The sequence below is a fragment of the Nocardioides sp. Z30_9 genome (assembly GCF_058215735.1).
Genome location: NZ_JBZAJF010000001.1, coordinates 2,057,185 through 2,075,435 on the forward strand (window position 1 = coordinate 2,057,185; position 18,251 = coordinate 2,075,435).

General features: G+C 70.7%; 18 protein-coding genes. 1 reads left to right on the top strand and 17 read right to left on the bottom strand.

Going from position 1 to position 18,251, the window contains the following annotated elements; all coding sequences use genetic code 11:
• Positions 1–31: 31 nt before the first annotated feature.
• The 12 genes from nuoK to AC4BGB_RS10055 all read right to left on the bottom strand — a co-directional run bounded on the left by nuoK (position 32) and on the right by AC4BGB_RS10055 (position 11,597).
• Positions 32–331 (bottom strand): NADH-quinone oxidoreductase subunit NuoK, encoded by a 300-nt coding sequence (gene nuoK, locus AC4BGB_RS10000; RefSeq protein WP_490546627.1) that lies wholly within the window; start codon positions 329–331, stop codon positions 32–34.
• Positions 328–1,110, bottom strand: a complete 783-nt coding sequence (locus tag AC4BGB_RS10005) for an NADH-quinone oxidoreductase subunit J (RefSeq protein WP_490546628.1) — start codon at positions 1,108–1,110, stop codon at positions 328–330. The genes nuoK and AC4BGB_RS10005 overlap by 4 nt, the downstream gene beginning before the upstream one ends.
• On the bottom strand, positions 1,107–1,667 hold the full coding sequence (nuoI, locus tag AC4BGB_RS10010; RefSeq protein ID WP_490546629.1) for an NADH-quinone oxidoreductase subunit NuoI: 561 nt from the start codon (positions 1,665–1,667) through the stop codon (positions 1,107–1,109). The genes AC4BGB_RS10005 and nuoI overlap by 4 nt, the downstream gene beginning before the upstream one ends.
• Complete coding sequence (nuoH, locus tag AC4BGB_RS10015; RefSeq protein ID WP_490546808.1) at positions 1,667–2,863, bottom strand: NADH-quinone oxidoreductase subunit NuoH; 1,197 nt, start codon at positions 2,861–2,863, stop codon at positions 1,667–1,669. The genes nuoI and nuoH overlap by 1 nt, the downstream gene beginning before the upstream one ends.
• A 59-nt stretch (positions 2,864–2,922) precedes the next feature.
• On the bottom strand, positions 2,923–5,427 hold the full coding sequence (locus AC4BGB_RS10020; RefSeq protein WP_490546630.1) for an NADH-quinone oxidoreductase subunit G: 2,505 nt from the start codon (positions 5,425–5,427) through the stop codon (positions 2,923–2,925).
• A complete protein-coding gene (gene nuoF, locus AC4BGB_RS10025; protein WP_490546631.1) occupies positions 5,424–6,734 on the bottom strand; it encodes an NADH-quinone oxidoreductase subunit NuoF in 1,311 nt (436 codons plus the stop codon). Before nuoF ends, AC4BGB_RS10020 begins: the two co-directional genes overlap by 4 nt.
• Entirely contained in the window at positions 6,731–7,636 is a 906-nt protein-coding gene (gene nuoE, locus AC4BGB_RS10030; RefSeq protein ID WP_490546632.1) for an NADH-quinone oxidoreductase subunit NuoE, read from the bottom strand. The genes nuoF and nuoE overlap by 4 nt, the downstream gene beginning before the upstream one ends.
• Positions 7,633–8,973 carry an NADH-quinone oxidoreductase subunit D gene (locus AC4BGB_RS10035; protein ID WP_490546633.1) on the bottom strand — a complete coding sequence of 447 codons (1,341 nt, stop codon included), beginning with the start codon at positions 8,971–8,973 and terminating at the stop codon, positions 7,633–7,635. Before AC4BGB_RS10035 ends, nuoE begins: the two co-directional genes overlap by 4 nt.
• On the bottom strand, positions 8,973–9,752 hold the full coding sequence (locus AC4BGB_RS10040) for an NADH-quinone oxidoreductase subunit C (protein ID WP_490546634.1): 780 nt from the start codon (positions 9,750–9,752) through the stop codon (positions 8,973–8,975). Before AC4BGB_RS10040 ends, AC4BGB_RS10035 begins: the two co-directional genes overlap by 1 nt.
• The gene (locus AC4BGB_RS10045; RefSeq protein WP_490546635.1) at positions 9,749–10,303 is read right to left on the bottom strand and encodes a NuoB/complex I 20 kDa subunit family protein; all 555 of its coding nucleotides are present in this window, start codon (positions 10,301–10,303) and stop codon (positions 9,749–9,751) included. Before AC4BGB_RS10045 ends, AC4BGB_RS10040 begins: the two co-directional genes overlap by 4 nt.
• Positions 10,304–10,361: 58 nt before the next feature.
• Entirely contained in the window at positions 10,362–10,727 is a 366-nt protein-coding gene (locus tag AC4BGB_RS10050; RefSeq protein WP_490546636.1) for an NADH-quinone oxidoreductase subunit A, read from the bottom strand.
• Positions 10,728–10,907: 180 nt separating this feature from the next.
• Positions 10,908–11,597, bottom strand: coding sequence for a demethylmenaquinone methyltransferase (locus tag AC4BGB_RS10055; RefSeq protein ID WP_490546637.1), 690 nt, complete (start codon positions 11,595–11,597; stop codon positions 10,908–10,910).
• Positions 11,598–11,678: 81 nt separating this feature from the next.
• Between AC4BGB_RS10055 and AC4BGB_RS10060 the strand changes: the two genes are divergently transcribed.
• Positions 11,679–12,965, top strand: a complete 1,287-nt coding sequence (locus AC4BGB_RS10060) for an isochorismate synthase (protein WP_490546638.1) — start codon at positions 11,679–11,681, stop codon at positions 12,963–12,965.
• A gap of 154 nt (positions 12,966–13,119) precedes the next feature.
• Here AC4BGB_RS10060 and AC4BGB_RS10065 read toward each other — a convergent pair whose 3' ends face one another.
• The 5 genes from AC4BGB_RS10065 to AC4BGB_RS10085 all read right to left on the bottom strand — a co-directional run bounded on the left by AC4BGB_RS10065 (position 13,120) and on the right by AC4BGB_RS10085 (position 18,190).
• Positions 13,120–13,737: a hypothetical protein gene (locus AC4BGB_RS10065; RefSeq protein ID WP_490546639.1), complete on the bottom strand. Its 618-nt coding sequence runs from the start codon at positions 13,735–13,737 to the stop codon at positions 13,120–13,122.
• Between the two features lie 10 nt (positions 13,738–13,747).
• Complete coding sequence (locus AC4BGB_RS10070; protein ID WP_490546640.1) at positions 13,748–14,383, bottom strand: MBL fold metallo-hydrolase; 636 nt, start codon at positions 14,381–14,383, stop codon at positions 13,748–13,750.
• Positions 14,384–14,568: 185 nt separating this feature from the next.
• The gene (gene menD / locus AC4BGB_RS10075; protein WP_490546641.1) at positions 14,569–16,185 is read right to left on the bottom strand and encodes a 2-succinyl-5-enolpyruvyl-6-hydroxy-3-cyclohexene-1-carboxylic-acid synthase; all 1,617 of its coding nucleotides are present in this window, start codon (positions 16,183–16,185) and stop codon (positions 14,569–14,571) included.
• Entirely contained in the window at positions 16,182–17,135 is a 954-nt protein-coding gene (locus AC4BGB_RS10080) for an o-succinylbenzoate synthase (RefSeq protein ID WP_490546642.1), read from the bottom strand. The genes menD and AC4BGB_RS10080 overlap by 4 nt, the downstream gene beginning before the upstream one ends.
• Positions 17,132–18,190, bottom strand: coding sequence for an AMP-binding protein (locus AC4BGB_RS10085; protein WP_490546643.1), 1,059 nt, complete (start codon positions 18,188–18,190; stop codon positions 17,132–17,134). The genes AC4BGB_RS10080 and AC4BGB_RS10085 overlap by 4 nt, the downstream gene beginning before the upstream one ends.
• Positions 18,191–18,251 lie beyond the last annotated feature (61 nt).

Genomic DNA, 18,251 nt, shown 5'->3' on the forward strand with positions numbered 1-18,251 from the left:
CGCTGATGGCAGATGTGATCACTTCTTTACCTCAGTACTTCAGCAGGCTGGCGTCGTCGACCGAGGCCGACCGGCGGGTGCGGAAGATGGTCATGATGATCGCGAGCCCGATCACGACCTCGGCGGCGGCCACGACCATGACGAAGAACGCCGCGATCTGCCCCTCGAGGTTGCCGTTGACGCGGGCGAAGGTGATCAGGGCGAGGTTGCTCGCGTTCAGCATCAGCTCCACGCACATGAACACCACGATCGCGTTGCGCCGGGTGAGTACGCCGACCGCGCCGATGGTGAACAGGATCGCGGAGAGCACGATGAAGGGTGTGGCGCTCATCGGCCTGCACCCCCGTGGTCGTCACGCGGCTCGACGCTCTCGTCGTCGCCGAAGCTCTCCACCTGCCGGGCGCTGCCGGGGTCGCGGTTGACCGACCCACGGGCGAGCAGCACGCGGGAGATCGACGACTGGGCGACGCTCCCGTCGGGCAGCAGCGCCGGGGTGTCGACCGCGTTGTGCCGGGCGAAGACGCCGGGCGCGGGAAGCGGGCCGAGGTGCTTGCCGTGCTCGGCGTAGTCACGCATCCGCTGGGCGGCGGTCTCCGCCTGTCCGGCCTTCGGGCTGAGTCGCTCCCGGTGGGCGAGCACCATCGCGCCGAGCGCAGCGGTGATCAGCAGTGCCGAGGTGACCTCGAAGGCGAAGACGTACTTGGTGAACAGCAGCTGGGCGATGCCCTGGACGTTGCCCTCCGCGTTGGCGTTCTCCAGACCGGTGATCATGCCGACCGAGACCTGGGCGACGCCGAGGACGAGGATGGCGCCGAACGCGAGCCCGACCAGCACGGCGAAGAGCCGCTGTCCGCGGATCGTCTCGACCACGGAGTCGGAGGCGTCGACGCCCACGAGCATCACCACGAACAGGAACAGCATCAAGATCGCGCCGGTGTAGACGATGATCTGCACCGCGAACAGGAAGGGCGCGTCCTGCACGGCGTACAGCACGGCGAGGCTGATCATCACGACCGCGAGCAGCATCGCGCAGTGCACGGCCTTGCGCGCGAACAGCAGCCCGAGGGCGCAGATCACCATCACCGGGGCGAGGATCCAGAACGCGGTCATGACGTGGTCACGTCCTGACCGTCGTCCTTGCGACGCATCGTGCCGCGGTAGTAGTCGCCTTCGTCGTCGCCGAGCCGCATCGCGTGCGGCGGCGGCTCCATGCCGGGCAGCAGCGGTGCGAGCAGGTCGGACTTCTCGTAGATCAGGTCCGAGCGGTTGTTGTCGGCGAGCTCGTACTCGTTGGTCATCGTGAGCGCACGCGTGGGGCACGCCTCGATGCACAGACCGCACAGGATGCACCGCAGGTAGTTGATCTGGTAGACGCGGCCGTAGCGCTCACCGGGGCTGAACCGCCCCGAGCCGTCCTCGGTATCGACGTTCGAGGCACCCTCGACGTAGATCGCGTCGGCCGGGCAGGCCCAGGCGCACAGCTCGCAGCCGATGCACTTCTCCAGCCCGTCGGGCCACCGGTTGAGCTGGTGCCGGCCGTGGAAGCGCGGCGCTGTCGGCTGCTTGTCCTCGGGGTACTGCTCGGTGACCACCTTGCGGAACATGGTCCGGAACGTGACTCCGAACCCGGCGACCGGGTCCCAGAACTGTTCTTTCAGGGACGCCATCAGCGCACCTCTCTCTCAGGCATGGGGGGCACCGGGTAGCCGCCGGCGAAAGCGTCGAACGGTTCGTCGGAGGTCGTCTCGGCCTCGGCCGGCTTCTGCCGGTCCTCGAAGAAGAGCAGCGCCACCACCAGCACACCGAGCACCGCGGCGATGCCGATCAGCCAGTTGCGGTCGAAACCACCCTGCAGGTCGACCACGCGGATCGCAGCGACAGCGACGATCCAGACGATGGAGATCGGGATGAGCACCTTCCAGCCGAACGCCATGAACTGGTCGTAGCGCAGCCGGGGCAGCGATCCACGCAGCCAGATGAAGATGAAGATGAAGAAGAGCACCTTGCCCATGAACCACAGGAACGGCCAGTAGCCCTCGTTGGCGCCTTCCCAGATGTGGGCGATGCCGAAGGGCGCCCGCCAGCCTCCGAGGAACAACGTGGTCGCGAGCGCCGAGACCGTGGCCATGTTGATGTACTCGGCGAGGAAGAACAGGGCGAACTTCAGCGAGGAGTACTCGGTGTGGAAGCCGCCGACGAGCTCGCCCTCGGCCTCGGGCAGGTCGAACGGCGCCCGGTTGGTCTCCCCCACCATCGCGATCATGTAGATCACGAACGAGGGGATCAGCGTGAACGCGAACCAGATGTCCTTCTGGGAGTTCACGATCTCCGAGGTCGACATCGAGCCGGCGTGCAGGAAGACCGCGACCAGGGCCAGGCCCATCGCGACCTCGTAGGAGATCATCTGCGCGCTCGAGCGCAGGCCGCCGAGCAGGGAGTACGTCGATCCCGACGACCAGCCGCCCAGGACGATGCCGTAGATCCCAATCGAGGCGATCGCCATCACGAAGATGACCGCGACCGGCATGTCGGTGAGCTGCAGCGGCGTACGCAGGTCGGTGAACGGGACGTCGACCACCGGACCGAACGGGATCACCGAGAAGGTCAGGAACGCGGGGATCACCGCGATCACCGGCGCGAGGACGAAGACGACCTTGTCGGCCGCCGTCGGGATGATGTCTTCCTTCAGCGCCAGCTTCACGCCGTCGGCCAGGCTCTGCAGGAGGCCGAAGGGACCGTTGCGGTTCGGACCGATCCGGTGCTGCATCCGGCCGACCACGCGGCGCTCCCACCAGATGTTGAACAAGGTGAGGAGCACCAGGACCACGAAGACCAGTACGGCCTTCACGATCACCAGCCACATCGGGTCGTGCCCGAAGTCCTTGAGCGTGACGCTGGTCTCGAGGGCGACGACTGCACTGGTCACTGGATGCCTCCGGTGATGGTGACGGGACTGCCGGCCGGCCCGACGTGGTGCCGGACCGAGGCGCCGGGGGCGCTGGCAGGCGCCCAGACCGTGCCGGGAGCCAGGTCGGCGACGCCGACCGGTAGCTCGAGGGAGCCCAGCGGGCCGGTCAGGGTGACCAGGTCACCGGCGAGGACGCCGATCTCGGCCAGCGTGGTCTCGTTGACCAGGACCACCGGCTTGCGTGCGGTACGGCGCAGGTCGTCGGCGCCGTCCTGCATCCGGCCGTCGTCGATGAGCTGCTTCCACGAGGCCAGGACGAGGGTGCCGTCCTCGTGCGTGCTCGACTGCCCGGTCGGGCGGTCGAGCGCAGTCCCTTGGTGGTCGGACGTAGTCCCGTGGTGGTCGAGCAGAGTCGAGACCCGCTCGCCGTCCCAGGGACCGACGTGGCCCATCTCGGTCCAGACCTGGTCGGAGGTGCGGAAGCCCAGTCCCTGCGCGAGACCGGTGTCGAGCTCCTCGGCGATGCCGGCGAGCACGCGCAGGTCGGGCAGCGAGTTCGGGTTGTGCAGGACCTTGCCGAACTGGCGGATCCGGCCCTCCCAGTTCACGAACGTGCCGGAGCGGTCGGTGACCGGTGCGACCGGGAAGACAACGTCCGCGGCCCGGGTCACCTCGGAGGCACGGACCTCCAGGGAGACGACGAAGCCGGCGTTGGCGATGGCCTCGCGGGCCAGCGCCGGGTCGGCGAGGTCGGCGGGGTCGACGCCACCGATGACCAGGCCACCGAGCTCGCCGGCCGCCGCGGCCGCGATGATCGCGTCGGCGTCGCGACCCGCCGTCCCCGGCAGGTCCTCCACGCCCCAGACACCGGCCAGGTCGGCGCGCGCCGCGGCGTCGGCCGCGGGTCGTCCACCGGGAAGCAGGTTGGGAAGCGCACCGGTCTCGATCGCTCCACGGTCACCGGCACGCCGGGGGATCCAGGCGACGCGGGCACCGGTGACAGCAGCGAGGCGGGAGACCGCCGAGAGCGCACCGGGTACGGCGGCGAGCCGCTCGCCGACCAGGATGAGGCCACCGCTGTCGAGGGCGACGTCGCCGTCGTGGGCCAGGGCGTCCAGCGCCGCTGCCTCGTCGCCGGGCCGGGTCGGGATCAGCGTGCCGGACATCTTGTGCAGTCCGCGCGAGGTGAACGGGGCGATGGAGTAGATCGGCAGCAGGCGGCCCCGCGCGGTCTTGCGCAGCCGCAGGAAGACGGTGCCGGCCTCGTCCTCGGGCTCGAACCCGACCATCACGATCGAGCGGGCGGACTCGAGGTCGGCGTAGGTCACGGCGCCCGTCTCGGGGACGGTGAGCACGACGTGCGCAGCGAGGAACTCGGCCTCCTCGGCCGAGTGCGGCCGGGCGCGGAAGTCGATGTCGTTGGTGCCGAGGGCGACGCGGGCGAACTTGGAGTAGGCGTAGGCGTCCTCGACGGTGAGCCGACCCCCGGGGAGCACACCGACACCGCCGGCGGCACGGGCGGCGGCGAGGCCGCGGGCTGCCACGAGGAACGCCTCCGGCCAGCTGGCCGGGCGGAGCTCGCCCCGCTCACCATCGGCAGAGGCCTCGTCGCGGACCATCGGGTAGGTCAGCCGGTCGTCGAGCATCGCGTAGTTGAACGCGAACCGGTCCTTGTCGGTGATCCACTCCTCGTTGACGGCGGGGTCGTCACCGGAGAGCCGGCGCATCACCTTGCCGCGACGGTGGTCGGTGCGGATCGCGGAGCCGCAGGCGTCGAGCTCGGCGATCGTCGGCGTGGAGATGAGGTCGAAGGGCCGGGCGCGGAAGCGGTACGCCGAGGAGGTGAGCGCACCCACCGGGCAGATCTGGATGGTGTTGCCGGAGAAGTAGCTCTCGAAGGGCTCCTTCTCGTAGATGCCGACCTGCTGCAGGGCGCCGCGCTCGAGCAGCGCGATGAACGGGTCACCGGCGATCTGCTCGGAGAAGCGGGTGCACCGCGCGCACAGCACGCAGCGCTCGCGGTCGAGCAGCACCTGCGCGGAGATGTTGATCGGCTTGGGGAAGACGCGCTTGCTCTCGGTGAACCGGGTCTCGCCGCGTCCGTTGCTCATCGCCTGGTTCTGCAGCGGGCACTCGCCGCCCTTGTCGCAGACCGGGCAGTCGAGCGGGTGGTTGATCAGCAGGAACTCCATGATCCCCTGCTGGGCCTTGTCCGCGACCGGGGACGTGGCCTGGGTGTTCACGACCATCCCCTCGGCGACCGTGATCGTGCAGGAGGCCTGGGGCTTGGGCATGGCGCGGCCGTTGCCGGCGTCGGGGACGTCGACCAGGCACTGGCGGCAAGCGCCCACGGGCGCGAGCAGCGGGTGGTCGCAGAAGCGCGGGATCTGGACGCCGATCTGCTCGGCAGCCCGGATCACCAAGGTGTTCTTGGGGACCGAGACCTCGACTCCGTCGATGGTCAGGGTGACCTCGTCGGACTTCTCCACCTCGGTCGTCGAGTCCTTCGTGACCGTCATGCGTGTGCCTCCACCTTCGCGAAGATCGTGGACGCCTCACGGTCGAAGGGACAGCCGCCGTGGGCGAGGTGAGCGAGGTACTCGTCGCGGAAGTACTGGATCGAGGAGCTGATCGGGCTGGTCGCACCGTCGCCGAGGGCGCAGAACGCACGCCCCAGGATGTTGTCGCACTGGTCGAGCAGCAGCTCGAGGTCGTTCTCCGAGCCCTGCCCCTGCTCGAGCCGGGCCAGGGTCTGGGCCAGCCACCAGGTGCCCTCACGGCACGGGGTGCACTTGCCGCACGACTCGTGCTTGTAGAACTCGGTCCACCGCAGCACCGCGCGTACGACGCAGGTGGTCTCGTCGAAGATCTGCAGCGCCCGGGTGCCGAGCATCGAGCCCTCCGCCGCCACGCCCTCGAAGTCGAGCGGGATGTCGAGGTGCTCAGCGGTGAGGATCGGGGTGCTGGACCCGCCCGGGGTCCAGAACTTGAGCTCGTGGCCCTCCCGCATCCCGCCGGCGAGCTCGATCAGCTGGCGCAGGGTGATGCCCAACGGCGCCTCGAACTGTCCCGGGTTCGCGACGTGGCCGGAGAGGGAGAAGATGCCGAAGCCCTTGGACTTCTCGGTGCCCATCGAGGCGAACCACTCGGCTCCGCGGTCGATGATGCTGGGGACCGAGGCGATCGACTCGACGTTGTTGATCACGGTCGGGCTGGCGTAGAGGCCGGCGACGGCGGGGAACGGCGGTCGCAGTCGCGGTTGGCCACGGCGGCCCTCGAGGGAGTCGAGGAGCGCGGTTTCCTCGCCGCAGATGTAGGCACCGGCACCGGCGTGGACGACGAGGTCGAGGTCGTAGCCCGAGCCGTGGATGTCCTTGCCGAGGTGACCGGCGAGGTAGGCCTCCTGCACGGCGCGCTGGAGGCGGCGGATCACGTGCAGCACCTCGCCGCGGACGTAGATGAACGCGGTGTTGGCGCGGATCGCGTAGGCGCTGATGATCACGCCCTCGACCAGCGTGTGCGGGGTGGCCATCATCAGCGGAATGTCCTTGCAGGTGCCCGGCTCGGACTCGTCCGCGTTGACCACGAGGTACTTCGGGTTGGGGTTGTCCTGCGGGATGAAGCCCCACTTCATCCCGGTGGGGAAGCCCGCGCCGCCCCGGCCGCGCAGGTTGGAGGCCTTGACGACCTCCACGACGTCGGCCGGCGCCATCGCGAGGGCCTTGCGCATCCCGGCGTACCCGCCCTGCTGCTCGTAGGCAGCCAGGGTCCAGGACCGGTCGGAGCCCCAGTTGTCGGTCAGGACAGGGGTCAGCGTGTCTGTCATGCGTCGTCACCACCGGTGTTCGCGGGGTTGTCCTCGTGCTTGGCCTCGATGCCGGACTTCTCGACCTCGGACTCGGATTCGGTGTGCTCGGCCTCGTGGCTCCCGTCCGCCTTGTCGGCGGCCGTGGAGCCCTCGGCGACGTCCGCCTCGTCGCTGCTCTGCTCGGCCTCCTCGACCGAGGGTGCCGCCCAGCCCTGCTCGCGTGCGATCACGCGGCCGACCAGCGAGGAGGGTCCCGCGGAGGGGCCCTCGTCGGCGAGGTCGTCGGGGAAGCCGGCCAGCACGCGCTCGGCCTCGCGCCAGGTGCCCAGCCGCGGTCCGCGGGTGGAGTGCACCTCCACGCCGGTGCGGAGGTCGTCCACGAGCTGGGTGGCCGACTCGGGGGTCATGTTGTCCATGAACTCCCAGTTGACCGTCATCACCGGTGCGTAGTCGCAGGCCGCGTTGCACTCGATGTGCTCGAGGGTGATCTTGCCGTCCTCGGTGGTCTCGTCGTTGCCGACGTCGAGGTGGTCCTTGAGCCGCTCGAAGATCAGGTCGCCGCCCATGATCGCGCACAGGGTGTTGGTGCACACCCCGACGTGGTAGTCCCCGACGGGACGGCGCTTGTACATCGTGTAGAAGGTCGCGACGCCGCTGACGTCGGCGGCACTGATGCCCAGGATCTGGGCGCAGGCCTCGATGCCGCGAGCGGTGACCCGTCCCTCGGCGCTCTGCACGAGGTGCAGCATCGGGAGCAGGCCCGAGCGCGCCTGCGGGTAGCGGGCGGCGATCTCCTCGAGCTCGGCGTAGGTCTTGGGGTCCAGCGGCGCCTCGCGGGTGACCTCGCTGGTGGAGACCCCGGTCGCGGTGGTGCCGTCGTCGATGCCGGGGATCCGGCCCTCGCTGCTGTCGGAGGTCATCTGTCCACTCCTCCCATGACGGGGTCGATGGAGGCGATGGCCACGATCACGTCGGCGACCATGCCGCCCTCGCTCATCACCGAGGTGCCCTGCAGGTTCACGAACGACGGGTCGCGGAAGTGCGCGCGGAACGGGCGGGTGCCACCGTCGGAGACGAGGTGCGCGCCGAGCTCGCCGCGCGGGGACTCCACGGGGACGTAGACCTGGCCGGGCGGGACCCGGAAGCCCTCGGTGACCAGCTTGAAGTGGTGGATCAGGGCCTCCATCGACTCGCCCATGATGTGCTTGATGTGGTCCAGGCTGTTGCCCATCCCGTCACTGCCGATCGCCAGCTGGCTGGGCCAGGCGATCTTCTTGTCGCCGATCATCACCGGGGCCCCCTCGAGGCCGGCGAGGCGCTCGACGGCCTGCTCCACGATCCGCAGCGACTCCCACATCTCGTTGAGCCGGATCCGGAAGCGCCCGTAGGCGTCCGGGGTGTCCCAGGTCTGGACCTCGAAGTCGTAGTCCTCGTAGCCGCAGTACGGCTCGCTCTTGCGCAGGTCGTGGGGGTAGCCGGTCGAGCGCAGCACCGGGCCGGTGATCCCCAGCGCCAGGCAGCTGGCCAGGTCGAGCTGGCCCACGCCGACGAGGCGGGCCTTGAAGATCGGGTTGGCGTTGCACAGTGCGGCGTACTCGGGCAGCCGCTTCTTCATCAGCGCGATGAAGGACCGGATCTCCTCCAGGGCGCCCGGGGGCATGTCCTGGGCGACGCCGCCGGGGCGGATGAACGCGTGGTTCATCCGCAGGCCGGTGATCAGCTCGAAGAGGTCGAGGACGAGCTCGCGCTCGCGGAACCCGATCGTCATCACGGTCAGCGCGCCGATCTCCATGCCGCCGGTCGCGATCGCGACCAGGTGGGAGGAAAGGCGGTTGAGCTCCATCAGGAGCACCCGCATGACCTGGGCCTTCTCGGGGATGTCGTCCTCGATGTCGAGCAGCCGCTCCACGCCGAGGCTGTAGGTCGCCTCGTTGTAGAACGGGGAGAGGTAGTCCATCCGCGTGCAGAACGTGACGCCCTGCACCCAGGTGCGGTACTCCATGTTCTTCTCGATGCCGGTGTGCAGGTAGCCGATGCCGCAGCGGGCCTCGGTGACCGTCTCGCCCTCGAGCTCGAGGATCAGCCGGAGCACCCCGTGGGTGGAGGGGTGCTGCGGGCCCATGTTCACGACGACCTTGTTGTCGTGCTCCTCGTTGATGCCGGAGACGACGGAGTCCCAGTCCTGCCCGGTGACGGTGAAGACCCGTCCCTGGCTGGTCTCGGACTGCGGGGCGTAGGCGTCTTGTTCGGTGGTCATCAGCTGTAGCTCCTCCGCTGATCGGGCGGCGGGATGGTGCCGCCCTTGTACTCGACCGGGATGCCGCCGAGCGGGTAGTCCTTGCGCTGCGGGTGGCCGGGCCAGTCGTCGGGCATCTGGATGCGGGTGAGCGCCGGGTGGCCGTCGAAGATCAGGCCGAAGAAGTCGTAGGTCTCGCGCTCGTGCCAGTCGGCCGTGGGGTAGGTCGCCACCACGCTGGGCACGTGCGGGTCCGACTCAGGGGCGGTGACCTCGACGCGGATCCGGCGGTTGTGGGTCATCGAGAGCAGGTGGTAGACCGCGTGCAGCTCGCGTCCGGTGTCGTCGGGGTAGTGCACCCCGCTGACGCCCGAGAGCAGCTCGAATCGCAGCTTCTCGTCGTCACGGAGCAGCTTGGCCATCGCGGCCAGCTCCTCGCGGCGGACGTAGAAGGTGATCTCGCCGCGGTGCACGACGACGCGCTCCACGGCCGACTCGAGGCCGGCAGCCCGGGTGGCCTCGGTGAGCGCGTTGGCCACGTCGTCCATCCAGCCGCCGTACGGCGGGTGCGAGGCGCCGGGCATCTCCACGGGACGGGTCAGGCCGCCGTACCCGGAGGTGTCGCCGCTGCCGTGGACGCCGAACATGCCCTTGCGACGGCCGATCTGCTCGCCGGTGCCGTCGTCGGGGAGGTTCTCCGGCATCTTGTCGGTGGAGTCCACCTCGGTGCCGGGGCTGGTCTCGCGGTTGATCTGGGGGTTCTTCTCGGCGCTGTTGTCCGGCTTGTCTTCTGGGCTCACCTCATCAGCCCCTTCATCTGGCTGGAGGGGATCGCCTTGAGGCCGGTCTCCTCGTTTGCCTCGATCTCGGCGAGCCGGTTCACCCCGAGCTTGGTGGCCTGCACCTGGTCGTGGAGCTTGAGGATGGCGTCCATCAGCATCTCGGGGCGCGGCGGGCAGCCCGGCAGGTACATGTCCACGGGGACGATGTGGTCGACGCCCTGGACGATCGCGTAGTTGTTGAACATCCCGCCTGAGCTGGCGCAGACGCCCATCGCGAGCACCCACTTGGGCTCGGCCATCTGGTCGTAGATCTGGCGCAGCACCGGGGCCATCTTCTGGCTCACCCGGCCGGCCACGATCATCAGGTCGGCCTGCCGCGGGCTGGCGCGGAAGACCTCCATGCCGAAGCGGCCCAGGTCGTACTTCGGGCCGCCGCTGGTCATCATCTCGATGGCGCAGCAGGCCAGGCCGAAGGTGGCCGGCCAGAACGACGCCTTGCGGAAGTAGCCCGCGACGCCCTCGACGGTGGTGAGGAGTACGCCGGCCGGGAGCTGTTCTTCAATGCCCATGACTTTCAGTCCCTGCTAGTCGGGAGGTGTCCGGAGATTCGTTCGGAGAGACCCATGCTCAGTCCCATTCCAGGCCGCCGCGGCGCCATACGTACACGTAGGCGACGAAGACGGGCACGATGAACAGCACCATCTCGACGAGGCCGAACAGGCCCATGTCGTCGAAGGCCACCGCGATCGGGTAGAGGAACACGATCTCGATGTCGAAGATGATGAACATCATCGCGGTGATGTAGTAGCGGACCGGGACCCGGCCGCCGCCGACGGGCTGCGGCGTGGGCTCGATCCCGCACTCGTAGGAGTCGAGCTTGGCGCGGTTGTACCGCTTGGGGCCGGTGAGGCTGCTGACCACCACGGAGAAGATCGCGAAGCCGGCCGCGAGGACCATGAGTGCGATGACCGGCGTGTAGAGCGCGTTGTCCATGGTCCTCCTCGATCATGTCGCTTCGTGAACATGTGAATACGTTCACGAACTCTCGACGGTGTCAGCATAGAGGTCTCGATCACATCATGCGAACCCGCCCTGTCCGGGTCGCGCAAGCCTCTGACCAGCGAATTTAGGGCACGTTCGTGTTGCCTATATGAGGCCCGGCGAAGTCGCTGGTCAGGCCCTCGCGCGGTGCAGCGCGACGATGCCGCCGGTGAGGTTGCGCCACTGCGGAGCGCTCCAGCCCGCCGCCGCGATCCGCTCGGCGAGGCCGGCCTGGTCGGGCCAGGCACGGATCGACTCGGCGAGGTAGACGTAGGCGTCCGGGCTCGAGGAGACCGCACGGGCGATCGAGGGCAGCGCCTTCATCAGGTACTCCAGGTAGAGGGTCCGGAACGGCGCCAGGGTCGGCGAGCTGAACTCGCACACCACGAGGCGGCCGCCCGGACGCGTGACCCGCAGCATCTCCCGCAGTCCCGCGTCGGGGTCGACGATGTTGCGCAGCCCGAAGGAGATCGTCACCGCGTCGAAGGTGTCGTCGGCGAACGGCAGCCGGGTGCCGTCGCCGGCCGTGAACGGCAGGTGCGGCCGGTTGCGCTTGCCGACCTGGAGCATGCCGACCGAGAAGTCGCACGGGACGACCATCGCGCCCCGGTCCAGGAACGGCTGGGAGGAGGTCCCGGTGCCGGCCGCGAGGTCGAGCACCCGCTCCCCCGGCTGGGGATCGACCGCCTCGACGACGTCGTGCCTCCAGCGACGGTCCATCCCCAGGGAGAGGACGTCGTTGGTGAGGTCGTAGCGGCGGGCGACGTCGTCGAACATCGCTCGCACCTCGGCAGGCTTCTTGTCCAGGTCAGCGCGAGTCACGACTGCAGCCTATGCAGCGCCGGCGTGAACACCGGGGCTGGTCCCGGGAAAACCGGGTTCGCCACCGCGTAGGCTTTTTCCGTGACCAGCCCCAGCCAGGCGAGCGCAGCTCCCGTCAGCAGGCTCGTCGCGCACACCTTCGAGGTCACCTCCGGCGACACACTGCCCGCGAACCTGCTGGACCTGCTCCCCGCCACGGACCCCGTGGCGTGGCTGCGCAGGGGCAAGGGCCTGGTCGCGTGGGGCGTGGCAGCACGCTGCGTGACCTCGGGCCCGGACCGCTTCGCCGACGCCGACGACTGGTGGCGCGCGGTCACCGACGCCGCCGAGATCCACGACGAGGTGCGCGTCCCCGGCACCGGACTGGTGAGCTTCGGCAGCTTCGGCTTCGCCGACGACCCCGGCGACAGCGTCCTGGTCGTCCCCCGCGTGCTCGTCGGTACCCGCGAGGACCGGGCCTGGGTCACCGTGATCGGCACCGACGAGCGGCCGGCGGTACACGAGCTGGTGCGCCAGGAAACCGTCCCGGCGCCCCGCGGCGTGACCTTCGCCGACGGCGCGATGAGCGGCGCGGCGTGGGAGTCGGTGGTGGCGCAGGCCGTGCAGCGGATCGCCGCCGGTGAGCTGGAGAAGGTCGTGCTGGCCCGCGACCTGATCGCCACCGCGACCGAGCCGATCGACGTGCGCTGGCCCCTGCGACAGCTCGCCGAGCACTACGAGATGTGCTGGACCTTCCACGTGGAGGGCCTCTTCGGTGCCACCCCCGAGATGCTCGTGCGCCGGGAGCGGGGCCTGGTCACCTCCCGGGTGCTGGCCGGCACCATCCGGCGTACCGGCGACGACGATCACGACCTGGCACTCGCCGGGCAGCTCGCCCGGTCCTCGAAGGACCTGGAGGAGCACGAGTACGCCGTCCGCTCGGTCGCCGACTCGCTGGCGCCGTACTGCTCCTCGATGAACGTCCCCGAGGTGCCGTTCGTGCTGCACCTGCCCAACGTGATGCACCTGGCCACCGACGTCGCGGGCGTGGTCCACGCCCCCGCCTCCGGGGCCGGCGGCGCCACCGTCCTCGAGCTCGCCGCCGGGCTGCACCCCTCGGCCGCGGTCGGCGGGACGCCGACGAAGGTGGCGACCGAGATGATCACCGAGATCGAGGGGATGGACCGCGGTCGCTACGCCGGCCCGGTGGGCTGGATGGACGCCGCCGGCGACGGCGAGTTCGGCATCGCCCTGCGCTCCGCCGAGCTCGACGGCAACCAGGTGCGCCTCTTCGCCGGCTGCGGCATCGTCGCGGACTCCGACCCCGAGGCCGAGCTGGCCGAGGCCCAGGCCAAGTTCCTGCCCGTCCGCGACGCGCTGGCGGACTGAGCCCGCCCCCTCTTAGCCGGGGGGTGTTCGCATACGCGCGGACACAAGTCGGCGCGATCCGGGCTGCTGAGCGTCGCGCCACCCGCTTTTCAGGACTTGTGTCCGCGCGTCTGCGAGAAACGGCCTGCGAGAAACAGGCTGCGGGATCCCCGTCCTAGTAGGAGCGGCCGGGTCCTCCGCGGACGCGCGGCCGCGTCCCCACCATGGGCGACCGGGTGCCGGGAGCAGTGGGAGGCGAGATGTCCGGCGGGGCGTGCGGCTCCACGTCGAGGTGCTCGCGCTCGTGGACGGCCCGCTTGATCTGGTCGAGGTTGTTGCGCAGCAGGTCGGCGACCAGCTCGTCCATCCTCGGGTCGCCCAGCATCTCGATGACCACCCGCAACGTGGTCTCGCTGGCCTGGCTGATGATCGTGTCGTAGCCGGGCAGCAGGCCGACCACCCGCGACGCGGGGTCGGCGCGGACCTTCTCGGCCACCAGGGCAACCAGCTCGTCGCGGTTCTCCAGCAGCGCCGCGGAGATGTTCTTGGTGTAGTGGCCCGTCTGGATCACGTCGGCCACCTCGTCGAGCACCGCGACGGTGATCGGCCGCTTGACCAGCTCCACCACCCAGAGCGAGAGCCGGTTGATCCGGCGTACGACGAACGGTGCGCGCAGCCCACGCCGCACCAGGGCCCGCGTGGTCAGGGCGGCACCCAGGGACAGGACGAGGAAGGCGCCCAGCGCCAGCAGCACCAGCTCGACGACGGAGCGGTCCCGGAGCCAGTCGATCACCCGCGGCCGCTCAGAGGTCCTGACCCGGCTCGAGGCGCACGTAGGTCTGCGCGCGCTCGCCCAGGAAGCGGTCCAGCTGCGGGCCGATGACCTTCAGCCCGATCTCGCTGTAGATCGAGTCGTGGATCGCGAGAGAGCGCGGCGCCCCGACGTCGCGGGCGAAGTCGATGCACTCACTGACCTTCAGCCACGGCGCGCTGACCGGGAGCAGCAGCAGGTCGACGTCGACCTCCGGCACCACCAGCGCGTCACCGGGGTGGAAGATCGTCATCCCCTCCACCTCGAGCAGGTAGCCGCTGTTGTCGAAGCGCGGCAGCTCGGGGTGGATCACCGCGTGCTTCTCCCCGACCACCCGGGTCGGCACACCCGGGTCGAGCTCCTGGCCGGGCTCGACCACGTTGACCCGCTCGACGAGGTCGGGGGCGTCCTCGCGGATCTTCGCCGCGACCGCGGCGATGGTGTGGATCGGGGCGTCCGTACGCCGCAGGTGGTCGGCCAGGTAGTGATCGGGGTGCTCGTGGGTGATCAGCACGGCGGTCGCCCCGGCCACCGCCTCGGCGTCGGTGAACGCGCCGGGGTCCAGCACGATCGTGTGGTCGCCGGTCTCGATTCGCACGCACGCGTGCCCGAACTTCGTGATTCTCATGGGGCGACGGTAGCGACCACCGAGGAGAACGGGGAGACCGCGCGCGTCACCGGTCGAGGTTGACGCCGCTCGGCGGTGCCGGGATGTTGGCGCCCACGACGCTCTGCACGTTCAGGCACCCCTGGTTGCCGCCCGCGGCGCACACCCTAGGCGCTGGTGCCGCAGGTGACGTACAGCGTCAATCGTCACCGAGCCAGGGCCCGGAGCCGTTCGTCGAGCTCGCGCCGGTTGTCGCGGCGTACCACGGCCTCGACCACCTCGATCCCGCCGTTCGGGCTGGCCAGGGCGTGCTCGAGCTCGGCCCGCTCGGTGACCCGCCAGTGCGGGGTCCGGGTGGCGGCGCACAGCGCGGCGAGGTCGACCCCGTGGGGAGTGCCGAAGAGCTTGTCGTAGGCGCCGGCGTGCTCGGGTCCGCCCTGCTCCAGGGTCGCGAAGATGGAGCCGCCGTCGTCGTTGGCCACCACGATGGTCAGGTCAGGACGGGCCTCGGCGGGCCCGGACACCAGCGCGGTCAGGTCGTGCAGGAACGTGACGTCGCCGAGGTAGGCGATCGCGCGGCTGCTCCGCGGCCGCCCGAGCGCTGCGCCGATGGCGCTGGACACGGTGCCGTCGATCCCGGCGAGCCCCCGGTTGGCCAGCACCATCCGCCGTTCCCCGACGGGGTGGGCGCTGGCCATCAGGTCGAGGTCGCGGATCGGGTTGCTCGCCCCGACGAACAGCAGCCCACCGGGCGGGTTCGCGGCGTTGACCACCGCGGCCACGTCGTACGGCGTGAGGCCGGGCTGGGCCGCGACGAAGGCATCGACCCGGCGGCCCAGCTCCCGGTCCGCCGTACGCCACTCGTCGAGCCAGCCGTGGTCGTCGCTCTCCGCGACCGAGACGGCGTCGTGCTCGGCGTCCACGGGGAACGGCCGCTGCGGCCACCGCCCCCGAGGGCGCACCGAGACCACCTCGACATCCGCGCGTCCCAGCAGCCGCGACACCGGCCGCGACAGGGTCGGGTGCCCGAAGACGATCGCCCGCTCCACCCGCGCCCCGAGCTCGGTCCCCAGCAGCAGCCGGTAGGTCCGGATCGGGTTCGCCCCCGTCCGCGACCCGCTGCTCGGCTCCGCGAGCAGCGGCCACCCACCCCGCTCCGCCAGGATCCGTGCCGGCGGCCCCGCGTCATCCCCGGCGACCACGACGGTGCGCGGGCCGTGGGCCAGGTCGTGGGGGTGCCCAGGACCCGCATTTGCTGGCAAATTCCGCTGCTCCGGCTCGACAGAGTGAAATTTCCCAGCAATTGCGGGGAGCTGGCCCCCCACGAGCGGCTCGTCCAGCTGCACGTTCAGGTGCACCGGCCCGTCGGGGAGCCAGGCGGCGTCGAGGGCGTCGGGGGACGGGGCGGTGAGGTCGGCGAAGCTGGCGGCGTCGCCGAAGAGGCGGACCTGGTCGGTGGTCTGGTTGGCGCCGGTGCCGCGGAGGCGGGCGGGGCGGTCGGCGGTGATCGCGACCAGGGGTACGCCGGCATGGGCAGCCTCGAGGACCGCGGGGTGCAGGTTGGCCGTCGCGGTGCCGGAGGTGGTGACCACGGCCGCGGGGCGGTGGGAGCTCTTCGCCAGCCCCAGGGCGAGGAAGGCGGCGGTGCGCTCGTCGATGCGGGTGTGCAGGGTGATCCCCGGGTGCGCCAGCAGCGCGAAGGACAACGGGGCGTTGCGCGAGCCGGGGCACAGCACCACGTCGGTCATCGCGCGCTCGACGAGCTCCTCGACCAGCCAGGTGGCCAGGAGCGTCGAGGGGGCGGGCGGCTCGGGAGAGGTCACGAGCGACGATCCTGCCGCACGGCCTCCACCTCGGCCATTCGCAGGCGCCAGTGCTCGACCCGGTCCGCGGGCGCGGCGAACCGCGCCAGCGCGGCCTCGTCGACCAGCGGGCGGCGTACGGGCAGGAACCCGTCGACCGGCAGCAACGGGTCGGCGACCACGTCGCCGCTGAGCAGCTGCACCGTCGCCAGCCCGCAGGCGTGCGGCAGCTCGGGAAGGGCGGCGGCGAGCGCCACCCCCGCGGCGATGCCGATGCTCGACTCGACGGCGCTGGAGACGACGACGGGCATCGCGATGTCCTCGGCGATCCGCAGGCAGGCGCGTACGCCGCCCAGCGGCTGCACCTTGAGCACCGCGATGTCGGCCGCCTCGAGGTCTCGGACCCGGTAGGGGTCGGCCGCGCGGCGGATCGACTCGTCCGCCGCGATCGGCACCGAGACCCGGCGGCGCACCAGGGCGAGGTCCTCGACGGAGGCGACCGGCTGCTCGACGTACTCCAGCCCCCCGGCCGCCCGCTCGAGCGCGGCGATCCGGCGGACCGCCTCCTCCACGGACCAGCCGCCGTTCGCGTCCACGCGGACCATCCCGTCGGGCCCGAGCGCGTCCCGGACGGCCTCCAGCCGCGCCTCGTCCTCACCGGGCTCCTGCCCGGCCTCGGCGACCTTCACCTTCGCGGTCCGGCAGCCGGAGGAGGCGAGCACGATCTCGCGGGCACGCTCCGGCGAGCAGGCCGGCACGGTCACGTTCACCGGCACCCGTGATCGCACCGGCTCGGGCCAGCCGAGGTCCGCGGCCTCGCGGGCACAGGCGAGCCAGGGCGCGGAGGTGGGCGCGTCGTACTCCAGGAACGGGCTGAACTCTCCCCATCCCTGATCGCCCCGGACCAGCGCGCCCTCGCGCACGGTGATGCCGCGGAACCGGGTGGTCAGTGGGATCGCGAAGACGCTCATGCCAGCTCCCGCAGCCGGACCCGGTCCGGCTTGCCGTTGGGCAGCAGCGGGATCTCCTCGACGACGACGAGCTGTCGCGGCGCCCACGTCCGCGGCTCGACCAGGTCGCGCAGCCCGTCCAGGGTGAGCGGGTCGTTGGGGGCCACGAACGCCACCACGCGCTCCCCCCACTCGGGGTCCGGGGCGCCGAGCACCTCCACGGCCCGCACCGCCGGGTCGGCGGAGAGCATCGCCGCCACGGCGGCCGCCGGCACCTTCACGCCGCCACTGATGATCACGTCGTCGGCCCGCCCGGTCACGCGCAGCCGGCCGTCGGCACCGAGCCGGCCGAGGTCGCCGGTGCGGAACCACCCGTCGCGCAGCACCTCTGCGGTCCGCTCCGGGTCGTCCTCGTAGCCATCGAAGAGCATCGGCCCGCGCAGCAGCACCTCGCCGTCCTGAGCCTTCCGCAAGTCACCGGTGTCCTCGGGCTCCTCGATGCGCACCTCGACCCCGGCGAGCGGCTCGCCGTCGTAGACGCAGCCGCCGCAGGTCTCGCTCATCCCGTAGGTCTGCACCACGCGGATGCCGTGGGACTCCGCCTCGCCGCGCACCTCGGGGTTCAGGGGTCCCCCGCCGATGAGCACGGCGTCGAAAGCCGCGAGCGCCTCGACGTCCTCGGCGCTCCCGTCGTTCATGTCGCGCAGCAGCCGGACCAGCTGGGTCGGGACCAGCGACACGTAGCCGCGTCCGGACATGCGCTCCAGCGCCTCGGCGAAGTCCTGCTCGAAGAGCACCGGCTCGGTCCCGGCCACCACCGAGCGGTAGAGCACCTGCACCCCCGCGACGTAGGTCGGCGGCAGGTTGAGCACCCACTGCCCGGGGCCGCCGAGCCGCTCGTAGGTGCCGAGGGCGGAGGCACGCATCGCGTCCCGCGACAGCCGCACCCGCTTGGGCCGGCCGGTCGAGCCGGACGTGGCGATCACCAGGGGCTCGGGGTCGGTCGCGGCGTCCCACTCGCGCAGCAGCGCGAGGATCTCCTCGGCGTCACCAGTCACCGGCCGCAGGCTGCTCACGTCGGCCACGCTAGTCGGACCGGCACCGGCCGGTGGCGGCGCGTGCCCTGACACAATCCGG